General features: G+C 50.4%; 19 protein-coding genes. 11 read left to right on the top strand and 8 right to left on the bottom strand.

Annotation, left to right across the window (positions count from 1 at the left end):
- Window positions 1-2: 2 nt before the first annotated feature.
- A complete protein-coding gene (locus tag FDW88_RS12670; RefSeq protein ID WP_137362672.1) occupies window positions 3-1,160 on the bottom strand; it encodes an efflux RND transporter periplasmic adaptor subunit in 1,158 nt (385 codons plus the stop codon).
- 440 nt (window positions 1,161-1,600) lie between these two features.
- Here FDW88_RS12670 and FDW88_RS12665 point away from each other — a divergent pair, with 440 nt between their 5' ends.
- From FDW88_RS12665 to FDW88_RS12650, 4 genes are all read left to right on the top strand, one after another.
- Window positions 1,601-1,960 (top strand): YcgJ family protein, encoded by a 360-nt coding sequence (locus tag FDW88_RS12665; protein ID WP_096757619.1) that lies wholly within the window; start codon window positions 1,601-1,603, stop codon window positions 1,958-1,960.
- 185 nt (window positions 1,961-2,145) lie between these two features.
- Complete coding sequence (gene deoD / locus FDW88_RS12660) at window positions 2,146-2,853, top strand: purine-nucleoside phosphorylase (RefSeq protein WP_137362671.1); 708 nt, start codon at window positions 2,146-2,148, stop codon at window positions 2,851-2,853.
- A 37-nt stretch (window positions 2,854-2,890) separates the two neighbouring features.
- Window positions 2,891-4,045, top strand: a complete 1,155-nt coding sequence (tsgA, locus tag FDW88_RS12655; RefSeq protein WP_137362670.1) for an MFS transporter TsgA — start codon at window positions 2,891-2,893, stop codon at window positions 4,043-4,045.
- A gap of 94 nt (window positions 4,046-4,139) precedes the next feature.
- Window positions 4,140-4,976 (top strand): outer membrane protein OmpK, encoded by an 837-nt coding sequence (locus FDW88_RS12650; protein ID WP_137362669.1) that lies wholly within the window; start codon window positions 4,140-4,142, stop codon window positions 4,974-4,976.
- Window positions 4,977-5,023: 47 nt separating this feature from the next.
- Here FDW88_RS12650 and FDW88_RS12645 read toward each other — a convergent pair whose 3' ends face one another.
- From FDW88_RS12645 to dsbA, 4 genes are all read right to left on the bottom strand, one after another.
- Window positions 5,024-5,710: a Crp/Fnr family transcriptional regulator gene (locus FDW88_RS12645; protein WP_137362668.1), complete on the bottom strand. Its 687-nt coding sequence runs from the start codon at window positions 5,708-5,710 to the stop codon at window positions 5,024-5,026.
- A 146-nt stretch (window positions 5,711-5,856) separates the two neighbouring features.
- Window positions 5,857-6,162: a chaperone modulator CbpM gene (cbpM, locus tag FDW88_RS12640; protein ID WP_137362667.1), complete on the bottom strand. Its 306-nt coding sequence runs from the start codon at window positions 6,160-6,162 to the stop codon at window positions 5,857-5,859.
- The gene (cbpA, locus tag FDW88_RS12635; RefSeq protein ID WP_137362666.1) at window positions 6,162-7,082 is read right to left on the bottom strand and encodes a curved DNA-binding protein; all 921 of its coding nucleotides are present in this window, start codon (window positions 7,080-7,082) and stop codon (window positions 6,162-6,164) included. The genes cbpM and cbpA overlap by 1 nt, the downstream gene beginning before the upstream one ends.
- Window positions 7,083-7,286: 204 nt before the next feature.
- Window positions 7,287-7,910 carry a thiol:disulfide interchange protein DsbA gene (dsbA, locus tag FDW88_RS12630; RefSeq protein WP_115258904.1) on the bottom strand — a complete coding sequence of 208 codons (624 nt, stop codon included), beginning with the start codon at window positions 7,908-7,910 and terminating at the stop codon, window positions 7,287-7,289.
- A 346-nt stretch (window positions 7,911-8,256) separates the two neighbouring features.
- Between dsbA and FDW88_RS12625 the strand changes: the two genes are divergently transcribed.
- The 5 genes from FDW88_RS12625 (at window position 8,257) to agp (ending at window position 13,049) form a co-directional block, all read left to right on the top strand.
- Entirely contained in the window at window positions 8,257-8,619 is a 363-nt protein-coding gene (locus tag FDW88_RS12625; RefSeq protein WP_137362665.1) for a copper resistance protein, read from the top strand.
- A 48-nt stretch (window positions 8,620-8,667) separates the two neighbouring features.
- The gene (locus FDW88_RS12620; protein ID WP_137362664.1) at window positions 8,668-10,548 is read left to right on the top strand and encodes a protein-disulfide reductase DsbD domain-containing protein; all 1,881 of its coding nucleotides are present in this window, start codon (window positions 8,668-8,670) and stop codon (window positions 10,546-10,548) included.
- Entirely contained in the window at window positions 10,545-11,168 is a 624-nt protein-coding gene (locus FDW88_RS12615; RefSeq protein ID WP_096757613.1) for a DsbA family protein, read from the top strand. Before FDW88_RS12620 ends, FDW88_RS12615 begins: the two co-directional genes overlap by 4 nt.
- The gene (locus tag FDW88_RS12610; protein WP_115258901.1) at window positions 11,158-11,664 is read left to right on the top strand and encodes a protein disulfide oxidoreductase; all 507 of its coding nucleotides are present in this window, start codon (window positions 11,158-11,160) and stop codon (window positions 11,662-11,664) included. The genes FDW88_RS12615 and FDW88_RS12610 overlap by 11 nt, the downstream gene beginning before the upstream one ends.
- 143 nt (window positions 11,665-11,807) lie before the next feature.
- On the top strand, window positions 11,808-13,049 hold the full coding sequence (gene agp, locus FDW88_RS12605; RefSeq protein ID WP_117341750.1) for a bifunctional glucose-1-phosphatase/inositol phosphatase: 1,242 nt from the start codon (window positions 11,808-11,810) through the stop codon (window positions 13,047-13,049).
- Between the two features lie 47 nt (window positions 13,050-13,096).
- On the opposite strand, the gene FDW88_RS12600 is transcribed toward agp, so the two are convergent.
- Together FDW88_RS12600 and wrbA are read right to left on the bottom strand one after the other, a co-directional pair.
- On the bottom strand, window positions 13,097-13,324 hold the full coding sequence (locus FDW88_RS12600; protein WP_096757610.1) for a YccJ family protein: 228 nt from the start codon (window positions 13,322-13,324) through the stop codon (window positions 13,097-13,099).
- Window positions 13,325-13,344: 20 nt separating this feature from the next.
- Window positions 13,345-13,941, bottom strand: coding sequence for an NAD(P)H:quinone oxidoreductase (gene wrbA / locus FDW88_RS12595; RefSeq protein WP_096757609.1), 597 nt, complete (start codon window positions 13,939-13,941; stop codon window positions 13,345-13,347).
- Between the two features lie 385 nt (window positions 13,942-14,326).
- Between wrbA and FDW88_RS12590 the strand changes: the two genes are divergently transcribed.
- On the top strand, window positions 14,327-14,500 hold the full coding sequence (locus FDW88_RS12590) for a general stress protein (RefSeq protein WP_096757608.1): 174 nt from the start codon (window positions 14,327-14,329) through the stop codon (window positions 14,498-14,500).
- Window positions 14,501-14,694: 194 nt separating this feature from the next.
- Window positions 14,695-15,333: an HTH-type transcriptional regulator RutR gene (gene rutR / locus FDW88_RS12585; protein WP_135912268.1), complete on the top strand. Its 639-nt coding sequence runs from the start codon at window positions 14,695-14,697 to the stop codon at window positions 15,331-15,333.
- Here rutR and FDW88_RS12580 read toward each other — a convergent pair.
- Window positions 15,330-15,725, bottom strand: coding sequence for a lysozyme inhibitor LprI family protein (locus FDW88_RS12580; protein WP_115259968.1), 396 nt, complete (start codon window positions 15,723-15,725; stop codon window positions 15,330-15,332). The genes rutR and FDW88_RS12580 overlap by 4 nt on opposite strands.
- Between the last annotated feature and the right edge of the window lie 178 nt (window positions 15,726-15,903).

Genomic DNA, 15,903 nt, shown 5'->3' with positions numbered 1-15,903 from the left:
TATTACTGTTCGGTTACCGTGTCAGGGCTGTTTGATGGCGAAGAGAGAACCCGGGCTTTCATTCCCGGACGGATTCGTTGTAATCCGGAAACAATAACCCGGTCGCCGGGACGTAATCCTGCGGTCACTAACCATTGGTTACCGACAGCTTTTACTGCGTTGATTTCGCGCAGTTGCACCCTGTTTTTCTGGTCGAGGATCAGGGCAGTCGCCTTTCCCTGCTCGTTATGGGTAACCCCTTGCTGAGGAACCATTAGAACGTTCTGCTGGCGACCTTCATCCAGTAAAGCCGTAACGTACATACCGGGTAAAATCTCGCCGTCAGGATTCGGGAAGATGGCGCGCAGGGTCACGGAGCCAGTGACTTTATCGACGGCGGGATCGGAAAACTGCAGCGCCCCGGTATAGCGGTAGGGTTTGCCATTTTCCAGCATCAATTTAACCGGGATCTGGCCTTTTTCCTGGGCGATTTTTCCACTGTATTTTTCTTCTTTCAGGCGTAAGAAGTCCTGCACCGACTGGGTTAAATCGACGTAAATTGGGTCTAATTGCTGAATGGTGACCAGCGCGCTTTCCTGATTCGCGGTGACCAGTGCGCCAACGGTAACGGAAGACGTGCCGCTAATGCCATCGATAGGCGAGGTGACATTGGCGTAATGAAGGTTAATGGCGGCCTGCTCGACGTCCGCTCTGGCGACGGCAACATTAGCGTCAGCTTCATTAAGCTGTGAACGCGTGGTGTCATAATCCTGACGACTGACGTAATTGGATTTTAATAAAGCTGACTGGCGCTGGAATGTTAAACGTAGATTATTGGTAGTGGACAGCGCTTTTGCCAGAGCGCCTTTGGCCGCATCGAGTTTTGCCTGCAGAGGCGCCGGATCAATTTGGTAGAGCGATTCACCTTTGCTGACTTTATCACCCTCAATAAAATTTCGCTTAATAATTATACCGCTGACCTGCGGTCTGATCTCAGCAATTTCGAACGATACGGCCCTGCCCGGAAGTTCACTTTTAATATCAACGGAAGAGGGTTTCAGAGTAATAATCCCAACTTCGGGTTCTCTGGTGATGTTTTTTTCTGAGGATTGATTGTCACACGCGGTGATAATTGCGACACTAAAAAACAATGGTATCAGCAGTAACCGTTTTCTGTTCATAGTAATCCCTGAATAATTTTGACGTACACAGTATTTTGCATTGTATGCAGGGGAGGGATGTCATCGATAAATAGCATGAAGCGATCAGGCATAAGAAGGATAAAGCCTATTTTTGGCTAATGATTTAGCAAGTGAATTACAGGTAACAGAGTGCGTTATTTAAATTCAGGTTCACCCAATGTGTGATGGCGAGTTATACTTGCACTATCGTATTTAAAGCACACGCCGACAGGGCGAATGTCAGGGGCTGAATCATTACGCCTTTTGTTTTGTTCATTTTAATTCCCTGCTAAAAAAGAGAGGTTTATAGTAAACCTTTGCACATTATTGTCATCAAGCGCGCAGCTGATTATCTAAAAGTAATATAATTGTAGCTCATGGTTATAGATGGTTTCTGGTGTACAATATTAATCACGTCAGGTGAAGAATATAGGGAGAGTATGATGATAAAAATTGGTAGCCTGCTGGCAGTTGGTATCCTGTCACTGCCCGCGTACGCCGCGACCACCGGACCACACAGCCCTGTCGCGGGCGTACTGTGCGACAAATATATCTGTGCGGATGAGCACGGCTTGTCGGTGGCGCTGACCACGAAGTATGTCGGAAAGAAGCAGGGTGATAAACTGGCAGCGGCCGGACAATTTGACACGACGGCCTTTACCTTCCAGGGCGGCCTGTTCTGCGACACCACTGAGCGTCTGTGCCGGGATGACCGATATTTTGGACCAGACGGTAAACGCAGTGGCAAAGTGAACACCCACTACACGGCGTTGCTGTTCGGCAAGACGGATAAGTCGTGATATTACCTACCATGTCCCCGCATCGGTATTGCGGGGCGACTTTGTTTTTTCCAACCAGAAAGTAGCAACATTAACTCTCAAAAATGAGAAGCTGATCTTCTAAGCAGGACTTTTGTCCTCATTCCTCGTCATACGTCTGGTTACAATCCTTGCATATCTTCAATATCAATGATTCAGGAATTGTTATGACTGCTCATATTAATGCTAAACCGGGTGATTTTGCTTCCACTGTTATTATGCCAGGAGATCCCTTACGTGCTAAGTTTATTGCCGAAAATTATTTGATGGATTATCACGAAGTTACCAATGTGCGCAATATGCTAGGTTATAGCGGGTTCTATTTCGGGCAACCAGTTTCAGTAATGGGCCACGGCATGGGCATACCTTCAATGACGCTATATGCACATGAGTTGGTACATGACTTCGGTGTAAAGAGAATTATTCGAGTCGGCAGTCTGGGAGCTACACAACATCATATCAAAATGCGCGATATTATTTTGGCTGTCGCTGCCGGAACAGACTCGGTCACCAACATGAAACGTAGTTCAGGCTATACAATGGCAACATCGGCGCACTTCCCATTACTGCAACAAGCTTGGGTGTTGGCGCGAAAAACAGGCATTGATATTAAAGTTGGGAATGTCTTTAGTGGTGATCTCTATTACGACCCAGATGAAAATTTAATTCCTGCGCTGGAGAAGTTCGGTGTCCTCGGTGTGGATATGGAAGTGGCTGGGTTGTATGCGTTAGCACATCAGTTTGGGATTGAAGCATTGGCGATTTTAACTGTATCCGACCATTGTTTAACGGGGGAGGAAACAACAGCGGCGGAACGACAATTAACTTTTAATAATATGATTGAGCTTGCGCTAAATACAGCGGTGACGGCTTGACGTAAAATTTCACTCGAACCAATCAGGGATGTCTTATATGAAGAATAAAATAGCACTTACGCTGATTAGTTTTTTGGCGAATTTTATAATGGCAGGTTTTGCCAGTCAGTTTGGTATGCTGATTGAACCGATTGCATTGCGTTACAATGCAGATATAAATACGGTAGCCTCTATTTTTTCATTACTAAATGGAGGCGCGTTAGCTGGGACTATCGCCGCTTTTTTCCTGATTGAAAAAGTGGGTGTAAAGCGCATGACGCTAATTATCTATTCGATAGTTTTCCTGTGTGCGTTGGCGATGCACTTAAGTAGTGGTTTATGGCTGGTGATGGTTGCCATGACTCTGGTAGGTTTTTGCGGTGGTATTGGTTTGTGCGTGGCGGGAACGATTGTGGTATCGGTCTGGCAGGATCGTATTCAGAGTACGATGTTGGTGGTCCAGGATGCTACATTTAACGTTGCGGGTGTAGTTTTTCCGCTGATTACCACTTTCGCATTAACCCACAATATGTCATGGAGTTACAGCTATTTAAGCGTTGGTATGGTGGCTTTACTCACGCTGGGTGTTGTGATGCTAACCCGTTTTACGACCTGTGAAACCTCGCAAGAATCCGGTCAGTCGGAAACAGTGAAATCTGAGTGGAATCCTGGGATTATCAGCGGAGGGATTGGTCTGTTCCTGGGGATGTTAGCGCTGTATACCTTCCTGACCTGGGCGCCTTTATTTGTGAAGAACAAATTTGGTATCCCCTTTGAAGACGCCGGGAATATTATTACTCAGTACTGGGGGGCGGCGCTAGTGGGCGCATTAGTGTCAACCTTGATAGTTGCGCGGGTGAAAATACATTATTTTCTGTTAAGTATTATTTTACTGGCATGTGTGATCACTACTCTTATCGTGACGAAAGATAACATTTCTGGACTTGATTATCTGGCTTATAGCTACGGGTTTGTTTGTGCGGCGCTGTACAACTCTTTTATTGCATACGGCGTGTCATTTGTTAAACGGGCAAGTAGCCAAAACGTGTCTTATATCTTAATTAGCGGTAGTGCGGGGGCAATGTTTAGCCCAGCCATTAGTGCTTTAATGGAGAAAACGATGGGGTTACAGAAAATCATGTATGCTATCCCCGTATTGTACCTAATTATATTTTTCATGCTGATAGGCACATTGAAGCTTAAACACAAATAAAACAGTAACAACACTTACCTCTTTAATTATTAAGCCTGTCGTTACGCCATTGTCTTGGTGTGGCGACACTCAACCTTGCTCAAAGGAATTGAAAATGCTGAAGAAAAATATATCAATGATTAAAAAATTAGTTTTGGGTGCTGTCATTGCTATGAGTTGCGGGAAAGTACTTGCGGCTGATTATAGTGATGGCAATATCCGAAAAAATGACTTCAACTGGATGCAGATGAATTTAATGCAAAGTGTGGATGCTAAAGTTCCATATGGGATTCGTAATGACACATATCTGGAGCTGGAATTTGGTGCCCGTTCTGGTATTGTTGATCTTTATGGTTATGTCGATTTCTTTGATGTTTTTGACAGCAAACATGATGATCGCCATGGTAGTGATAATTTCTTTGCTAAAATATCACCAAGATTTTCACTTGATGCCATCTTTAATCGAGACTTATCTGTTGGTCCATTTAACGAATTTTATATTGCAACAGTAAATAATATTGGCGATCGGGAGTTATTTGAACATTACATTGGTTTAGGAACTGATGTTAAGGTCCCGTGGTTTGGCATGATGGGGATGAATATTTATGCGCATTATGTTCGTGAAAACTATGGCGCAGAAAATGAAGGGAAATGGGATGGTTACATGCTCTCGACCAACTGGTCGACGCCGTTTTATCATTTCGCTAATGGCAGCTATTTAAACTATCAAGGGTACTTCGACTACCAGTTCGCCGCCAACAAGATTGCTGATCAAGCGTTATACAGCAATAATGCTATTGAATGGTATAACGGTATTTACTGGCATTCGGAGCACTATGCCGTGGGCTACGGCTTGAAGTATTTCCGTAATATGGCATTGATGGAAAATCACGGGGGAGCGGGGCGCACGACGGGCCTTGGACATTACTTCAGCCTGACCTATAAATTTTAATCACTGATCAAAAATACACCAATACGCTATGATGCCGTATTGGTGTATCAGTCAATAATGTCGTTCCCTAAAAAGTGCCGTAGCCCATCCAAGTCTTTGATTTCCAGCCCTTGCTTCGTTCGGGTTACTAACCCTGCGTCAGTAAGCGCTTTAACCGCCCGTCGATAGACTCGGTCGGTTGTGCCGAATCGCTCCGCTTCCTGATATTTTTTACTGAAACCGTCCATCGGTTGTTTATGTTGATGCTGGCGGTAAAGGTCATAAGCTACATTATGGATAATCGGGTAGAGCATACGGTGTAGGAAAATTTCCAGCATATCCTGATAATCTACCGCCATCGCACTGGCGAAGAAGATTGCCAGTCTGGGGTGCTGATTTAACGCGTCTTCCAGCCGTTCACAATTGCATACGGCAACGGTGAGCGGCTCTTCGGCTACAATGTCAAGTTGGCAGCGATACCCGGTGAAAAACTCCATTTCACCAAAAAGTTGCTCATCACACTCCATTGCGCCCAGTTGAAAACGACGACCATTCTCAGCGCTGTAACGCAGAGAAATTCTCCCAGACTGCACCATAATCAGACGGTCGACAATTTGACCCTGATGGTAGAGGTATTCATCCTCATGAATAAGCTGCGTTTCTGAGAGCAATTCCTGAAAAATTTTTTCGATTAAGGCATCATCCTGTTGCCAGATATTATGAAAACGACCTTTTGTGAGTGGTTTAAGCTGCATGACTCAACTTCTTCTGTTTTAAGATTATTCTTGTCTTTGAATGTATGTTATCTGCCTTTCAATGTCATTAAGGCCGTGGCCAGCTTAACTATCAGAAAATAAGGGGTAGCGTGGTGCTGCCCCTTAGAAAGATTGAGATATATACATTATGAATGCGTGACAAAGCGTGACAAACGCTGGCGCAGCAGGCGATTTTCCTGACGCAACTGCGCATTCTCTTCCAGTAACGTGAGCGCAACGGCTATCCCCGGCCAGTCAAGCGCCAGTTCCTGACGTAAACGCAAAGCCCGCCGTACGACGCCTAACGCGCGATCGTCAAACTGCCAGTGGGCGCTTTCATCTTCGCGGAGTTCGATCATCCCCAGGCCGACAATCTCAGTCAGCTCCTCGGTGGAAACGCCGGTATGCAGGCAAAACTCGGTAATGGTAAAGGTGACGGTAACGTTAGCCATTATGCTTTCCCCCACTCTTTGCGTGGATCAAAGGTCTTCTGCGCGTCCGCCAGCTGTTGCCACAATGCGGCGCTGTTGTCGTCAGGTTTGGGTGGCATCACAATTTTGATCACCGCGTACAGGTCGCCGGTCTGTTTTTTACTCACCAGCCCTTTGCCCTTGATGCGTAATCGTTGTCCGGCCTGGCTGCCAGGTGGGATCGTCAGCAGGATACTCTCTGTGAGTGTTGGCACGGTCACTTTTATGCCCAGTGCGGCTTCCCATGGGGCAAGGGGCACGACAATTTCCAGGTCCTGATTGACGATATCAAATAGCGGATGCGGCGCGATATGAATCACCAGCCACAAATCACCGTTCGGGCCACCGTTCTCACCGGGCGTGCCCTGGCCTTTCAGCCTGATGCGCTGGCCGTTGCCTACACCTGCTGGAATTTTCACATTCAGCGTTTTGGGGATCTCTCGCTCTACCAGGCCAAACGCATTGTAGACCGGCAGGGAGTAACTGATGGTGCGGCTATGCTCAGCAAGGGTTTCTTCGAGGAACACGGCCACATCGATTTCGATATCGTGCCCACGACGGGCGTGGCGCTGTTGCGACTGGCGAGCGTGTTGACCAAAAATAGAGGAGAAAATATCGTCAAAATCTTCGGCGTTGTAGCTCTGACCTTCACCTTGCTGGAACTGACGGCTGAACTGCGGATCGTTGCGGTGCTGCCACAACTGATCGTATTCGGCACGACGTTGTTCATCGCTTAGGACTTCCCAGGCTTCAGCAACCTCTTTAAAACGCGCTTCGGCGTCGGTTTCTTTGCTGACGTCAGGATGGTATTTGCGGGCGAGTCGACGATAGGCGGTCTTGATGGTTTTGAGATCGTCCGTCGGTTTCACGCCCATGATGGCGTAATAATCCTTTAATTCCATAGTGTTATCTCGTATGAATCAACCCATGAAGAAGGATACCCCTCGGGAAAGGCATCACCGTAAGTTTAGGGTAATCCTGAAAAGTGCGAATGCCAACTATGAAAGGGACGAAAACAGTGACGCCTGACGGCATGAATCGGACATTTTGCACCACCAATGGTAGCAGACGGTTTCTGTTGGTGGTGCGTCGTGCAATATTAATGATCAGGATTTGGTAATAAGAAAACGGACCGTCTCTGCGTAGTTCTGCACAAAGGCATTCACGTTATCGGAATTTAATCCTTTCGGGTTAATCATATATTTGCCGTTAATGAAGATAGCCGGTACGCCTTTCAAATCGACGGCTTTGGCCAATTCTTGCTGTTTAGCGGTCAGTGATTTCACCGCAAAGCTATTCCATGCGGCATCATAATCGCTGGCGCTCACGCCTGCCTGGATAAACACGTTGCGAATATCATCAGCGGTTTTAATCGACTGTTTCTTCTGTACGGCATCAAAAAGTAAAGGTTTAACCTTATCTTCTACATTTAACAGCATGGCGACAGACCAGGCGTGCGTCATATCGGCTCCCAGAGGACCTAAAAAGTCGACGTGGTACTCGGTGAGTTTAACATCCTCAGGTAAGGCTTTTTTCACATTATCAGTAACTTCCAGGACCTCATCGTATTGATAGCAAGAGGGGCAGTAGAAGGAGAAAAACTTCAGTGCAGCAGGGGCTGACGGTACGGCTTTTTCCAGCGTGATAAATTCTTTTCCATCGGTAAATGTTGCGGCCTGAGCACTCACGGTAAACAGCAACCCGATCAGCGGGAGTAGATATTTTTTCATTTTCATATACTCTAAATAACATATTATAAACAAAGATGTTTATAATGAACGCGATGTCCATTACGCCATCATTATAATAAAGCATTTATTTTATAATGCGCTGCTCCTTACTTTGATTTACGCATGGATGCTTTTTAATAACGTATTTAAATGCCTGGGTGAATTTTTTTGGAGTTATCGGAAATAGCGAAATATTTCCCTCGTTATATTTTACGGTGGCGATTATTTGTTTCCATGACATACAAGCAGGGCGAATGAATGTCCTGCACCGACATAACTTTACAGCGTAAAGGTTGCCAAAACCTCGCCAGTAGCTAAGATAACCGCGTCAATCAGTGAGGGTAAAATGGCAAAACGTCAACGGATGGGATGGTGGTTCCTGTGCCTGGCATGTGTCGTGGTGATGGTATGCACCGCGCAGCGCATGGCGGGTCTGCACGCGTTGCAGATGAACACCGCTGCCGCAACCGTTGTTGCCAGCGCGCAAACAGAGGCTGATGACGCCTCACCCGTGACCCCTTGCGAACTGAGTGCGAAGTCATTGCTGGCTTCGCCTCCGGTGCTGTTTGAAGGCGCCATTCTGGTGCTTTGCCTGCTTCTGTCGCTACTGGCGCCGGTGCGGGCTTTTCGTCTGCCGTTTTTCCCACCGCGAGCTATCTCGCCGCCCACTCTGCGGGTTCATCTCAGGTTTTGCGTCTTCCGTGAATGACAGAGCAGCCGTTGCTGACTGTTAGATAATTATTCACGGAGAAAAAATATGATGACTGTTTTCAGGCAGGCGCTGCTCTGTCTGTTATTGCTATGGCTGCCCGTATCCTGGGCGGCTGATATCGGCTGGCTGCGCTCAGCCGAGAATGACCATGCCAGTGTGCGGCTGCGTGCCGATACGTCCGCCGAGGGGGAAACCAGGCTGCTGCTGGACGTCAAATTGGAGGATGGCTGGAAAACCTACTGGCGCTCACCGGGCGAGGGCGGCGTCGCGCCGTCTATTGCCTGGAAGGGCGCCATGCCAACCGTGGACTGGTTCTGGCCCACGCCTGCGCGTTTTGAAGTCGCCAACATTACTACCCAGGGCTATCACGATCGGGTGACGTTCCCGATGGTGGTGCGCGGTACGTCACCGGCTACGCTGAACGGCGTTTTGACGCTGTCGACCTGTAGCAACGTTTGTCTGCTGACAGATTATCCCTTTTCTGTGACGCCTTCTGTCCTGGACGCCACCTTTGCCCATGACTATGCACAGGCCATGGGGCAGATCCCACTTGCCAGTGGTCTGACGGATTCTCTGCACGCCGGGGCGCGCGCCGGAGAACTGGTCGTCGAGGCGCAGCGTAAGGGCGGCTGGTCTACACCGGGGTTGTACCTGGATACTGTCGATGAGGCGGACTTTGGCATGCCGACAATGCGCGTGGAGGGTGAAACGCTGCGCGCCACGATCCCGGTGCATGACAGCTGGGGTGAGGGTGCGCCGGATCTGCGCGGTAAATCGCTCACGCTGGTGCTGGCAGATAACGGTGTCGCTCAGGAAAGTCGTCTTGTCATTGGTGACGCGCCGGCAGCAGAAAGCGCGGCGCTCCCACTGTGGCAGGTGGTGTTGATGGCGCTTCTGGGCGGGCTTATCCTCAACCTGATGCCCTGCGTGCTGCCGGTTCTTGGGATGAAGCTGGGTTCAATTTTACTCGTCGAGGAGAAAAGCCGTCGCCAGGTTCGCCGCCAGTTTCTGGCTTCGGTGGCCGGAATAGTGGTCTCCTTTATGGCGTTGGCCGCGCTGATGACGGTGCTGCGGATGACCAATCAGGCACTCGGCTGGGGGATCCAGTTCCAGAGTCCGTGGTTTATCGGCGTGATGGTGCTGGTGATGCTGACGTTCAGTGCCAGCCTGTTCGGGCTGTTTGAATTCCGTTTACCTTCAAAGATGACCACTACGCTGGCGACCCACGGTGGCAATGGCCTGGCCGGTCATTTCTGGCAGGGCGCGTTTGCGACGCTGCTTGCCACGCCGTGCAGTGCGCCGTTCCTGGGTACGGCTGTGGCGGTGGCGCTAACGGCTTCACTACCCACGCTGTGGGGGCTGTTTCTGGCTCTAGGACTGGGAATGAGTTTACCGTGGCTGCTGGTGGCTCTGCGCCCGGGTCTGGCGCTGCGTTTACCGCGTCCGGGACGCTGGATGACTATCCTGCGGCGTTTGCTCGGGGTGATGATGCTCGGTTCAGCCATCTGGCTGGCAACGTTGCTGCTCCCGCATCTGGGGTTTACCAGCCAAAGTGCTGCCAAAGAGAGCGTCAACTGGCAGCCGCTTAGTGAACAGGCCATTACCGACGCGCTGGCTCAGCATAAACGTGTTTTCATCGATGTGACCGCCGACTGGTGTATTACCTGTAAGGTCAACAAATTCAACGTCTTGAATAAAGAAGACGTGCAGGCCGCCCTGCAGCAGCCAGATGTGGTGGCACTGCGCGGTGACTGGACGCTGCCCTCTGAAGCAATTACCGAATTTCTAAAAAAACGCGGCCAGGTTGCTGTGCCGTTTAACCAAATTTATGGCCCCGGCATGCCGGAAGGCCAGGCGTTACCGACGCTGTTAACCCGCGATGCGGTGTTAAACATGCTGGTAGATGCTAAAGGAGTCACGCCATGAAACTGTTGATTGTTCTGCTGTTGTCCCTGTTTTCTGCCGTCAGTGTGGCGCAAGAGCCCGCGCCGTTTACCCCGGAGCAGGAAAAGCAAATTGAAGCGTTAATTCAGGAAGCGCTGTTTAACGATCCTGACAGTCCGCGCATTGGCGCGAAGCAGGCAAAACTGACGCTGATTAACTTTACCGATTACAACTGCCCGTACTGCAAGCAGCTGGATCCGATGCTGGAAAAAATTGTGCAAAAGTACCCGGACGTAGCCGTAGTGATTAAACCGCTGCCGTTTAAAGGTGAAAGCTCGGTGCTGTCGGCGCGCACCGCACTGATGACCTGGCGTGAGCACCCGCAGCAGTTCCAGGCGTTACATGAAAAACTGATGCAGAAAAGAGGCTACCATACTGCTGCCAGTATTAAACAGGCACAGGAAAAATCGGCGGCAACCCCGGTCACATTGGATGATAAAAGTATGGAAACGCTGAGCACCAACCTGCAACTGGCGCGGCTGGTAGGTGTGCGCGGTACGCCTGCCACGATCATCGGCGATGAACTGATCCCAGGCGCCGTACCGTGGGAAACGCTGGAAGCCGTGGTCAAAGAAAAGCTGGCGGCGGCCAATGCTCAGTAAACTGCGCCGCTGGCTGCGCGAAGGGCTCATCTTACTGGTGCTGATTGCGGGCGCGATGTTGCTGATGGATGCGTGGCGAGCGCCCACGCTCCCCACCGCTTTTGACAGCACGCCATTGCAGACGCTGGAGGGTGAAACCGTTACCTTGGCGGCGCTCAGTCAACAAGAACCTGTGCTGCTCTATTTCTGGGCCAGCTGGTGTGGCGTTTGTCGCTTCACCACACCGGACGTTGCCCGGTTGCAGCGGGAAGGCGAGAACGTGATGACCATTGCGTTACGCTCCGGCAGTGAAGCGGAAGTGTCTCGCTGGCTGTCGCGCAAAGGCGTGGACTTCCCGGTTATCAATGACGCCGATGGCACGCTCTCCCGCAGTTGGGAGGTTAGCGTTACGCCGACGCTGGTAGTGATGTCGCAAGGCCGCGTGGTCTCCACAACCAGCGGCTGGACCAGTTACTGGGGCATGAAATTGCGGCTGTGGTGGGCAAAAACGTTCTGAATATCGTGCCGGGGAAACCCGGCATTTTTTTACAGCTGAGATAAACCCTTAACTACACCTGCATTTTTGCGAAAGCGTTCCCGGAAAAATGTCTTGTTTCTGTCACACTCAGTGGTGATTGATAACAACAAGAGGTCGTAGGGATGAATAAATCACTAATCGCCGCAGCCGTGGCAGGGGTCGTATTACTGTCATCCGCCGCACAGGCGCAGACCGCGCCGGAGGGCTATCAACTCCAGCAAGTATTGATGATGAGCCGACATAACTTACGTGCACCTTTAGCCAATAATGGCAGCGTTCTGGAGCAATCGACGCCGAAGCCGTGGCCACAATGGGATGTGCCGGGCGGTCAACTCACCACCAAAGGCGGGGTGCTGGAAATCTATATGGGCCATTACATGCGTGAATGGCTGGCAGAGCAGGGGATGGTGAAATCCGGTGAATGTCCGGCCCCGGACACGGTGTATACCTACGCCAATAGCCTGCAGCGTACGGTCGCAACGGCGCAGTTCTTTGTGACCGGCGCGTTCCCGGGCTGCGATGTTCCCGTGCACCATCAGGAAAAAATGGGCACCATGGATCCCACCTTCAACCCGGTAATCACCGATGATTCCACCGCCTTTAGTCAGCAGGCCGTGCAGGCGATGGAAAAAGAGCGCAGCAAAATGCAGCTTAGCGACAGCTACCAGTTGCTAGAGCAAATGACAAACTACAAAGACTCACCATCCTGTAAAGAAAAACAGCAGTGCTCACTGACCGACGCCAAAGACACGTTTACTGCGAAGTACCAACAGGAGCCAGGGGTTTCAGGACCGCTAAAGGTTGGTAACTCGCTGGTGGATGCGTTCACGTTGCAATATTACGAAGGGTTCCCGCTAAATGAGGTGGCCTGGGGTGAGATCAAATCCGATCAACAGTGGAAGGTGCTGTCAAAGCTGAAGAATGGCTATCAGGACAGCCTGTTTACCTCGCCGGCCGTGGCGCAAAATGTGGCCAAGCCGCTGGTGAAATATATCGATAATGCACTGGTGACCGAGCGTACAAAAGCGCCGAAAATTACCGTGTTGGTCGGTCACGACTCCAACATTGCGTCATTACTCACCGCGCTGGATTTCAAACCGTATCAGCTGCATGACCAGAACGAACGCACGCCGATTGGCGGGAAGATTGTCTTCCAGCGCTGGCATGACAGTAATGCTAACCGGGATCTGATGAAAATCGAGTATGTTTATCAGAGCTCGCAGCAGCTGCGTGATGCACAGGTGTTGACGTTGAAATCACCCGCGCAGCGCGTGACGCTGGAACTGAAAGGCTGCCCGATAGATGCGAATGGCTTCTGCCCGATCGATAAATTCGATAGCGTGCTGAATGCGGCGGCAAAGTAGAGTGAAATAACAAGAAACTCCCCCGTGCAGACGGGGGAGTCATGATGCTAGACGTTTTTACGTTCGATAGTCTGTTCACCCCAAAAGAGTGAGTCTTTGTCCGTTTTCTCGAAGGCTTTGATCAGCACCTCGTCGCTGCCTTCTTCCCAAATTTTCTCCGCCAGTTTCTCGTCATAATGGGCGACTTCAAAAATAGCCTCGGCGATTTCCGGCGATGTATTGCGCAGACGCGCCCATTCACCGACGCGATGGGCTTTCGCTTCTTGAGTTGGCATACGAATCCTCCTGTTGCAGATTAGCCGTTGAGTTTTACTGCCAGACCGGCGACATATTCACCCTGATAGCGGGCGATAGACAACTCTTCCTGACTTGGCTGGCGAGAGCCGTCGGCCCCGGCAATGGTGGTCGCGCCGTACGGTGTCCCGCCGCGAACTTGCGAGACGTCAAACAGCTCTTGCGCGGCGTATCCAATAGGAACGATGACCATCCCGTGGTGGGCAAGCGTTGTCCAGGTTGAGGTAATGGTTTGTTCCTGACCGCCGCCGGTTCCTGTTGAGCTAAATACGCTGGCGAGTTTGCCGTACAGGCCGCCAGAAGCCCACAGGCCACCGGTCTGATCCAGGAAGGTACGCATCTGACCGGACATATTGCCAAAGCGGGTAGGGGTGCCGAAAATAATGGCGTCGTAATCAGCCAGTTCTTGCGGGGTCGCGACAGGGGCATTTTGTGTTTTACCGCCCGCCTTCAGGAAGATCTCAGGCTGCATCGTTTCTGGCACACGCTTAATAATGACTTCCGCGCCATCGACCTTATTTGCACCTTCTGCGACTGCATGGGCCATCGTTTCAATGTGTCCGTACATGGAATAATAAAGCACCAGAACTTTTGCCATTTTACACTACTCCTCGAGTTAACCGTCTGTGTAGCGAATCGCTACCTCTCTTTAAAGATATGACGTACTGCCAGGAGTGCAAATTTCACCATCATTTCTTTGATTTATAACAATTTTAATGGCAGTTCTATTTTGTCGCAAAATGATACATTTTTGAGCAGGTTGGATTTGCTAGTCATAAGAAAGGGTTATTGATTTCCGGCGGTGATTATTCGCCAAATACCGGCAAACCTGTTGCAGAATATTACCGTTAGCCGGTTGTCAGGCCAGTCTTCACTATGCTTAATCCCACGCAGCGAACATAGGGCATTGCCCACAGCTTGCGTGAGGTATCACTCCTCAGTACCTATGCAATATGATGTCTAATCAATGACGGAGGTCAGTAATGGCAAACCATCGAGGCGGTTCCGGCAACTTTGCGGAAGACCGCGAAAGAGCATCAGAAGCAGGTCGAAAAGGTGGCCAGCACAGCGGGGGTAATTTCAAGAATGACCCGCAACGCGCTTCAGAGGCAGGCAAAAAAGGGGGCAAAAATAGCCACGGCAATAACAAAACGTAATTGCCAGGCTGTCTGTTAACTATATCGTGACGTCTGAGCGTTCAACGACAGACGTCGCAAAGCCACCGCCGCCGGATTGTCCGGCGGTTTTTTTGTTTGAAGGATGCACGGTAACTACTTCCCGTGGCCGCTTTAATTTATCCATTCACCGTATGATTTGTTATGCTGACGCCCTCAGAACAAGGAGAGGGCGGATGGCTCAAGGCGCAGAGAAAAAAACAGGTAAACGCTCGCAGGCGGTCAACGCGAAACGCCAGGCCATTTTAACTGCGGCGCTAAATATCTTCTCCCAGTTTGGGATCCACGGAACGCGTCTTGAACAGGTGGCTGAGCAGGCAGGCGTGTCAAAAACCAATCTGCTCTATTATTACCCGTCAAAAGAAGTGCTCTATATTGCCGTGTTACGCCAGATCCTCGACATCTGGCTGGCACCGCTGAAGGCCTTTCGTGAAGACTTTGCGCCGCTGGTGGCGATCAAAGAATATATCCGCCTCAAACTGGAAGTTTCCCGCGATTACCCGCAGGCATCACGGCTGTTTTGTATGGAGATGCTGGCAGGTGCGCCGCTGCTGATGACCGAGTTGACGGGAGATCTCAAAACGCTGATTGATGAGAAATCCGCGCTGATTGCCGGGTGGGTCAGTAGCGGCAAACTGGCACCGGTCGATCCGCATCATCTGATTTTTATGATTTGGGCTTCAACTCAGCACTACGCCGACTTTGCTCCACAAGTGGAAGCAGTGACGGGTGCGACACTACGCGATGAAGCCTTTTTTAACCAAACGGTTGAGAACGTCCAGCGGATGATTATCGAAGGGATCCGCGTGCGTTAACCGGCGGGCGGTAACGGGCAGCTTAAATCACCTTCTTCACACTGCAGCAGCGAGGCGAGAAACGCTTCGCGCTCGTGGGTTTTATCGGTCAGACACTGGCTCGCGATCATCGATTGCACGCTGCCGCCTTCCGTACCTGAGCTGATTAACGCGCAGTCAGCATCGCGCAGAGTTATCCACGCGACTTGCGCCTTTTTCAGTAATTCACGTTGAGTGGGCGCTGCACGCTTAAGCGCATTCTGATAGGTATCATTGAGCTTTGCATCCGCCGTTTTAAACTGCTCAGCGGCGCAGGTGTTCATCTCAGTTTGGGTGTTCGCGTTGGTGCAGTCTTCTGCCAGCGCCGGGCTGCTGAGCAGCAGTGCCGCACATGTCAGTACAATTCGTTTCATGCTTCTCTCTGACTCCATAAAAAAGGCCCCGTTACCGGTAATACTGTTCATTCAACGACTCAGTTTCAGAAAGCATCAACCAGTGTTGGGGAGGTGATGAACATGCTATCTCAGAGAGAGGTTCCGTTCACCTCATGTTCATCGTTTTTCTGAGGCACAGATTCCTGTGAACGTGTAA

This window comes from Citrobacter sp. wls829, from assembly GCF_005280825.1.
Taxonomy (GTDB): domain Bacteria; phylum Pseudomonadota; class Gammaproteobacteria; order Enterobacterales; family Enterobacteriaceae; genus Citrobacter; species Citrobacter gillenii.
This window is presented reverse-complemented; position numbering and strand designations above follow the sequence as displayed.

Excerpts from the sequence above, each read along its gene's own strand:
- FDW88_RS12600 (WP_096757610.1), bottom strand. The coding sequence starts at position 13,324 with ATGCCAACTCAAGAAGCGAAAGCCCATCGCGTCGGTGAATGGGCGCGT.
- cbpM (WP_137362667.1), bottom strand. The coding sequence starts at position 6,162 with ATGGCTAACGTTACCGTCACCTTTACCATTACCGAGTTTTGCCTGCAT.
- deoD (WP_137362671.1), top strand. The coding sequence starts at position 2,146 with ATGACTGCTCATATTAATGCTAAACCGGGTGATTTTGCTTCCACTGTT.
- agp (WP_117341750.1), top strand. The coding sequence starts at position 11,808 with ATGAATAAATCACTAATCGCCGCAGCCGTGGCAGGGGTCGTATTACTG.
- dsbA (WP_115258904.1), bottom strand. The coding sequence starts at position 7,910 with ATGAAAAAATATCTACTCCCGCTGATCGGGTTGCTGTTTACCGTGAGT.
- FDW88_RS12590 (WP_096757608.1), top strand. The coding sequence starts at position 14,327 with ATGGCAAACCATCGAGGCGGTTCCGGCAACTTTGCGGAAGACCGCGAA.
- tsgA (WP_137362670.1), top strand. The coding sequence starts at position 2,891 with ATGAAGAATAAAATAGCACTTACGCTGATTAGTTTTTTGGCGAATTTT.
- FDW88_RS12670 (WP_137362672.1), bottom strand. The coding sequence starts at position 1,160 with ATGAACAGAAAACGGTTACTGCTGATACCATTGTTTTTTAGTGTCGCA.
- FDW88_RS12580 (WP_115259968.1), bottom strand. The coding sequence starts at position 15,725 with ATGAAACGAATTGTACTGACATGTGCGGCACTGCTGCTCAGCAGCCCG.
- wrbA (WP_096757609.1), bottom strand. The coding sequence starts at position 13,941 with ATGGCAAAAGTTCTGGTGCTTTATTATTCCATGTACGGACACATTGAA.
- FDW88_RS12645 (WP_137362668.1), bottom strand. The coding sequence starts at position 5,710 with ATGCAGCTTAAACCACTCACAAAAGGTCGTTTTCATAATATCTGGCAA.
- FDW88_RS12610 (WP_115258901.1), top strand. The coding sequence starts at position 11,158 with ATGCTCAGTAAACTGCGCCGCTGGCTGCGCGAAGGGCTCATCTTACTG.
- FDW88_RS12615 (WP_096757613.1), top strand. The coding sequence starts at position 10,545 with ATGAAACTGTTGATTGTTCTGCTGTTGTCCCTGTTTTCTGCCGTCAGT.
- rutR (WP_135912268.1), top strand. The coding sequence starts at position 14,695 with ATGGCTCAAGGCGCAGAGAAAAAAACAGGTAAACGCTCGCAGGCGGTC.
- FDW88_RS12650 (WP_137362669.1), top strand. The coding sequence starts at position 4,140 with ATGCTGAAGAAAAATATATCAATGATTAAAAAATTAGTTTTGGGTGCT.
- cbpA (WP_137362666.1), bottom strand. The coding sequence starts at position 7,082 with ATGGAATTAAAGGATTATTACGCCATCATGGGCGTGAAACCGACGGAC.
- FDW88_RS12620 (WP_137362664.1), top strand. The coding sequence starts at position 8,668 with ATGATGACTGTTTTCAGGCAGGCGCTGCTCTGTCTGTTATTGCTATGG.
- FDW88_RS12625 (WP_137362665.1), top strand. The coding sequence starts at position 8,257 with ATGGCAAAACGTCAACGGATGGGATGGTGGTTCCTGTGCCTGGCATGT.
- FDW88_RS12665 (WP_096757619.1), top strand. The coding sequence starts at position 1,601 with ATGATGATAAAAATTGGTAGCCTGCTGGCAGTTGGTATCCTGTCACTG.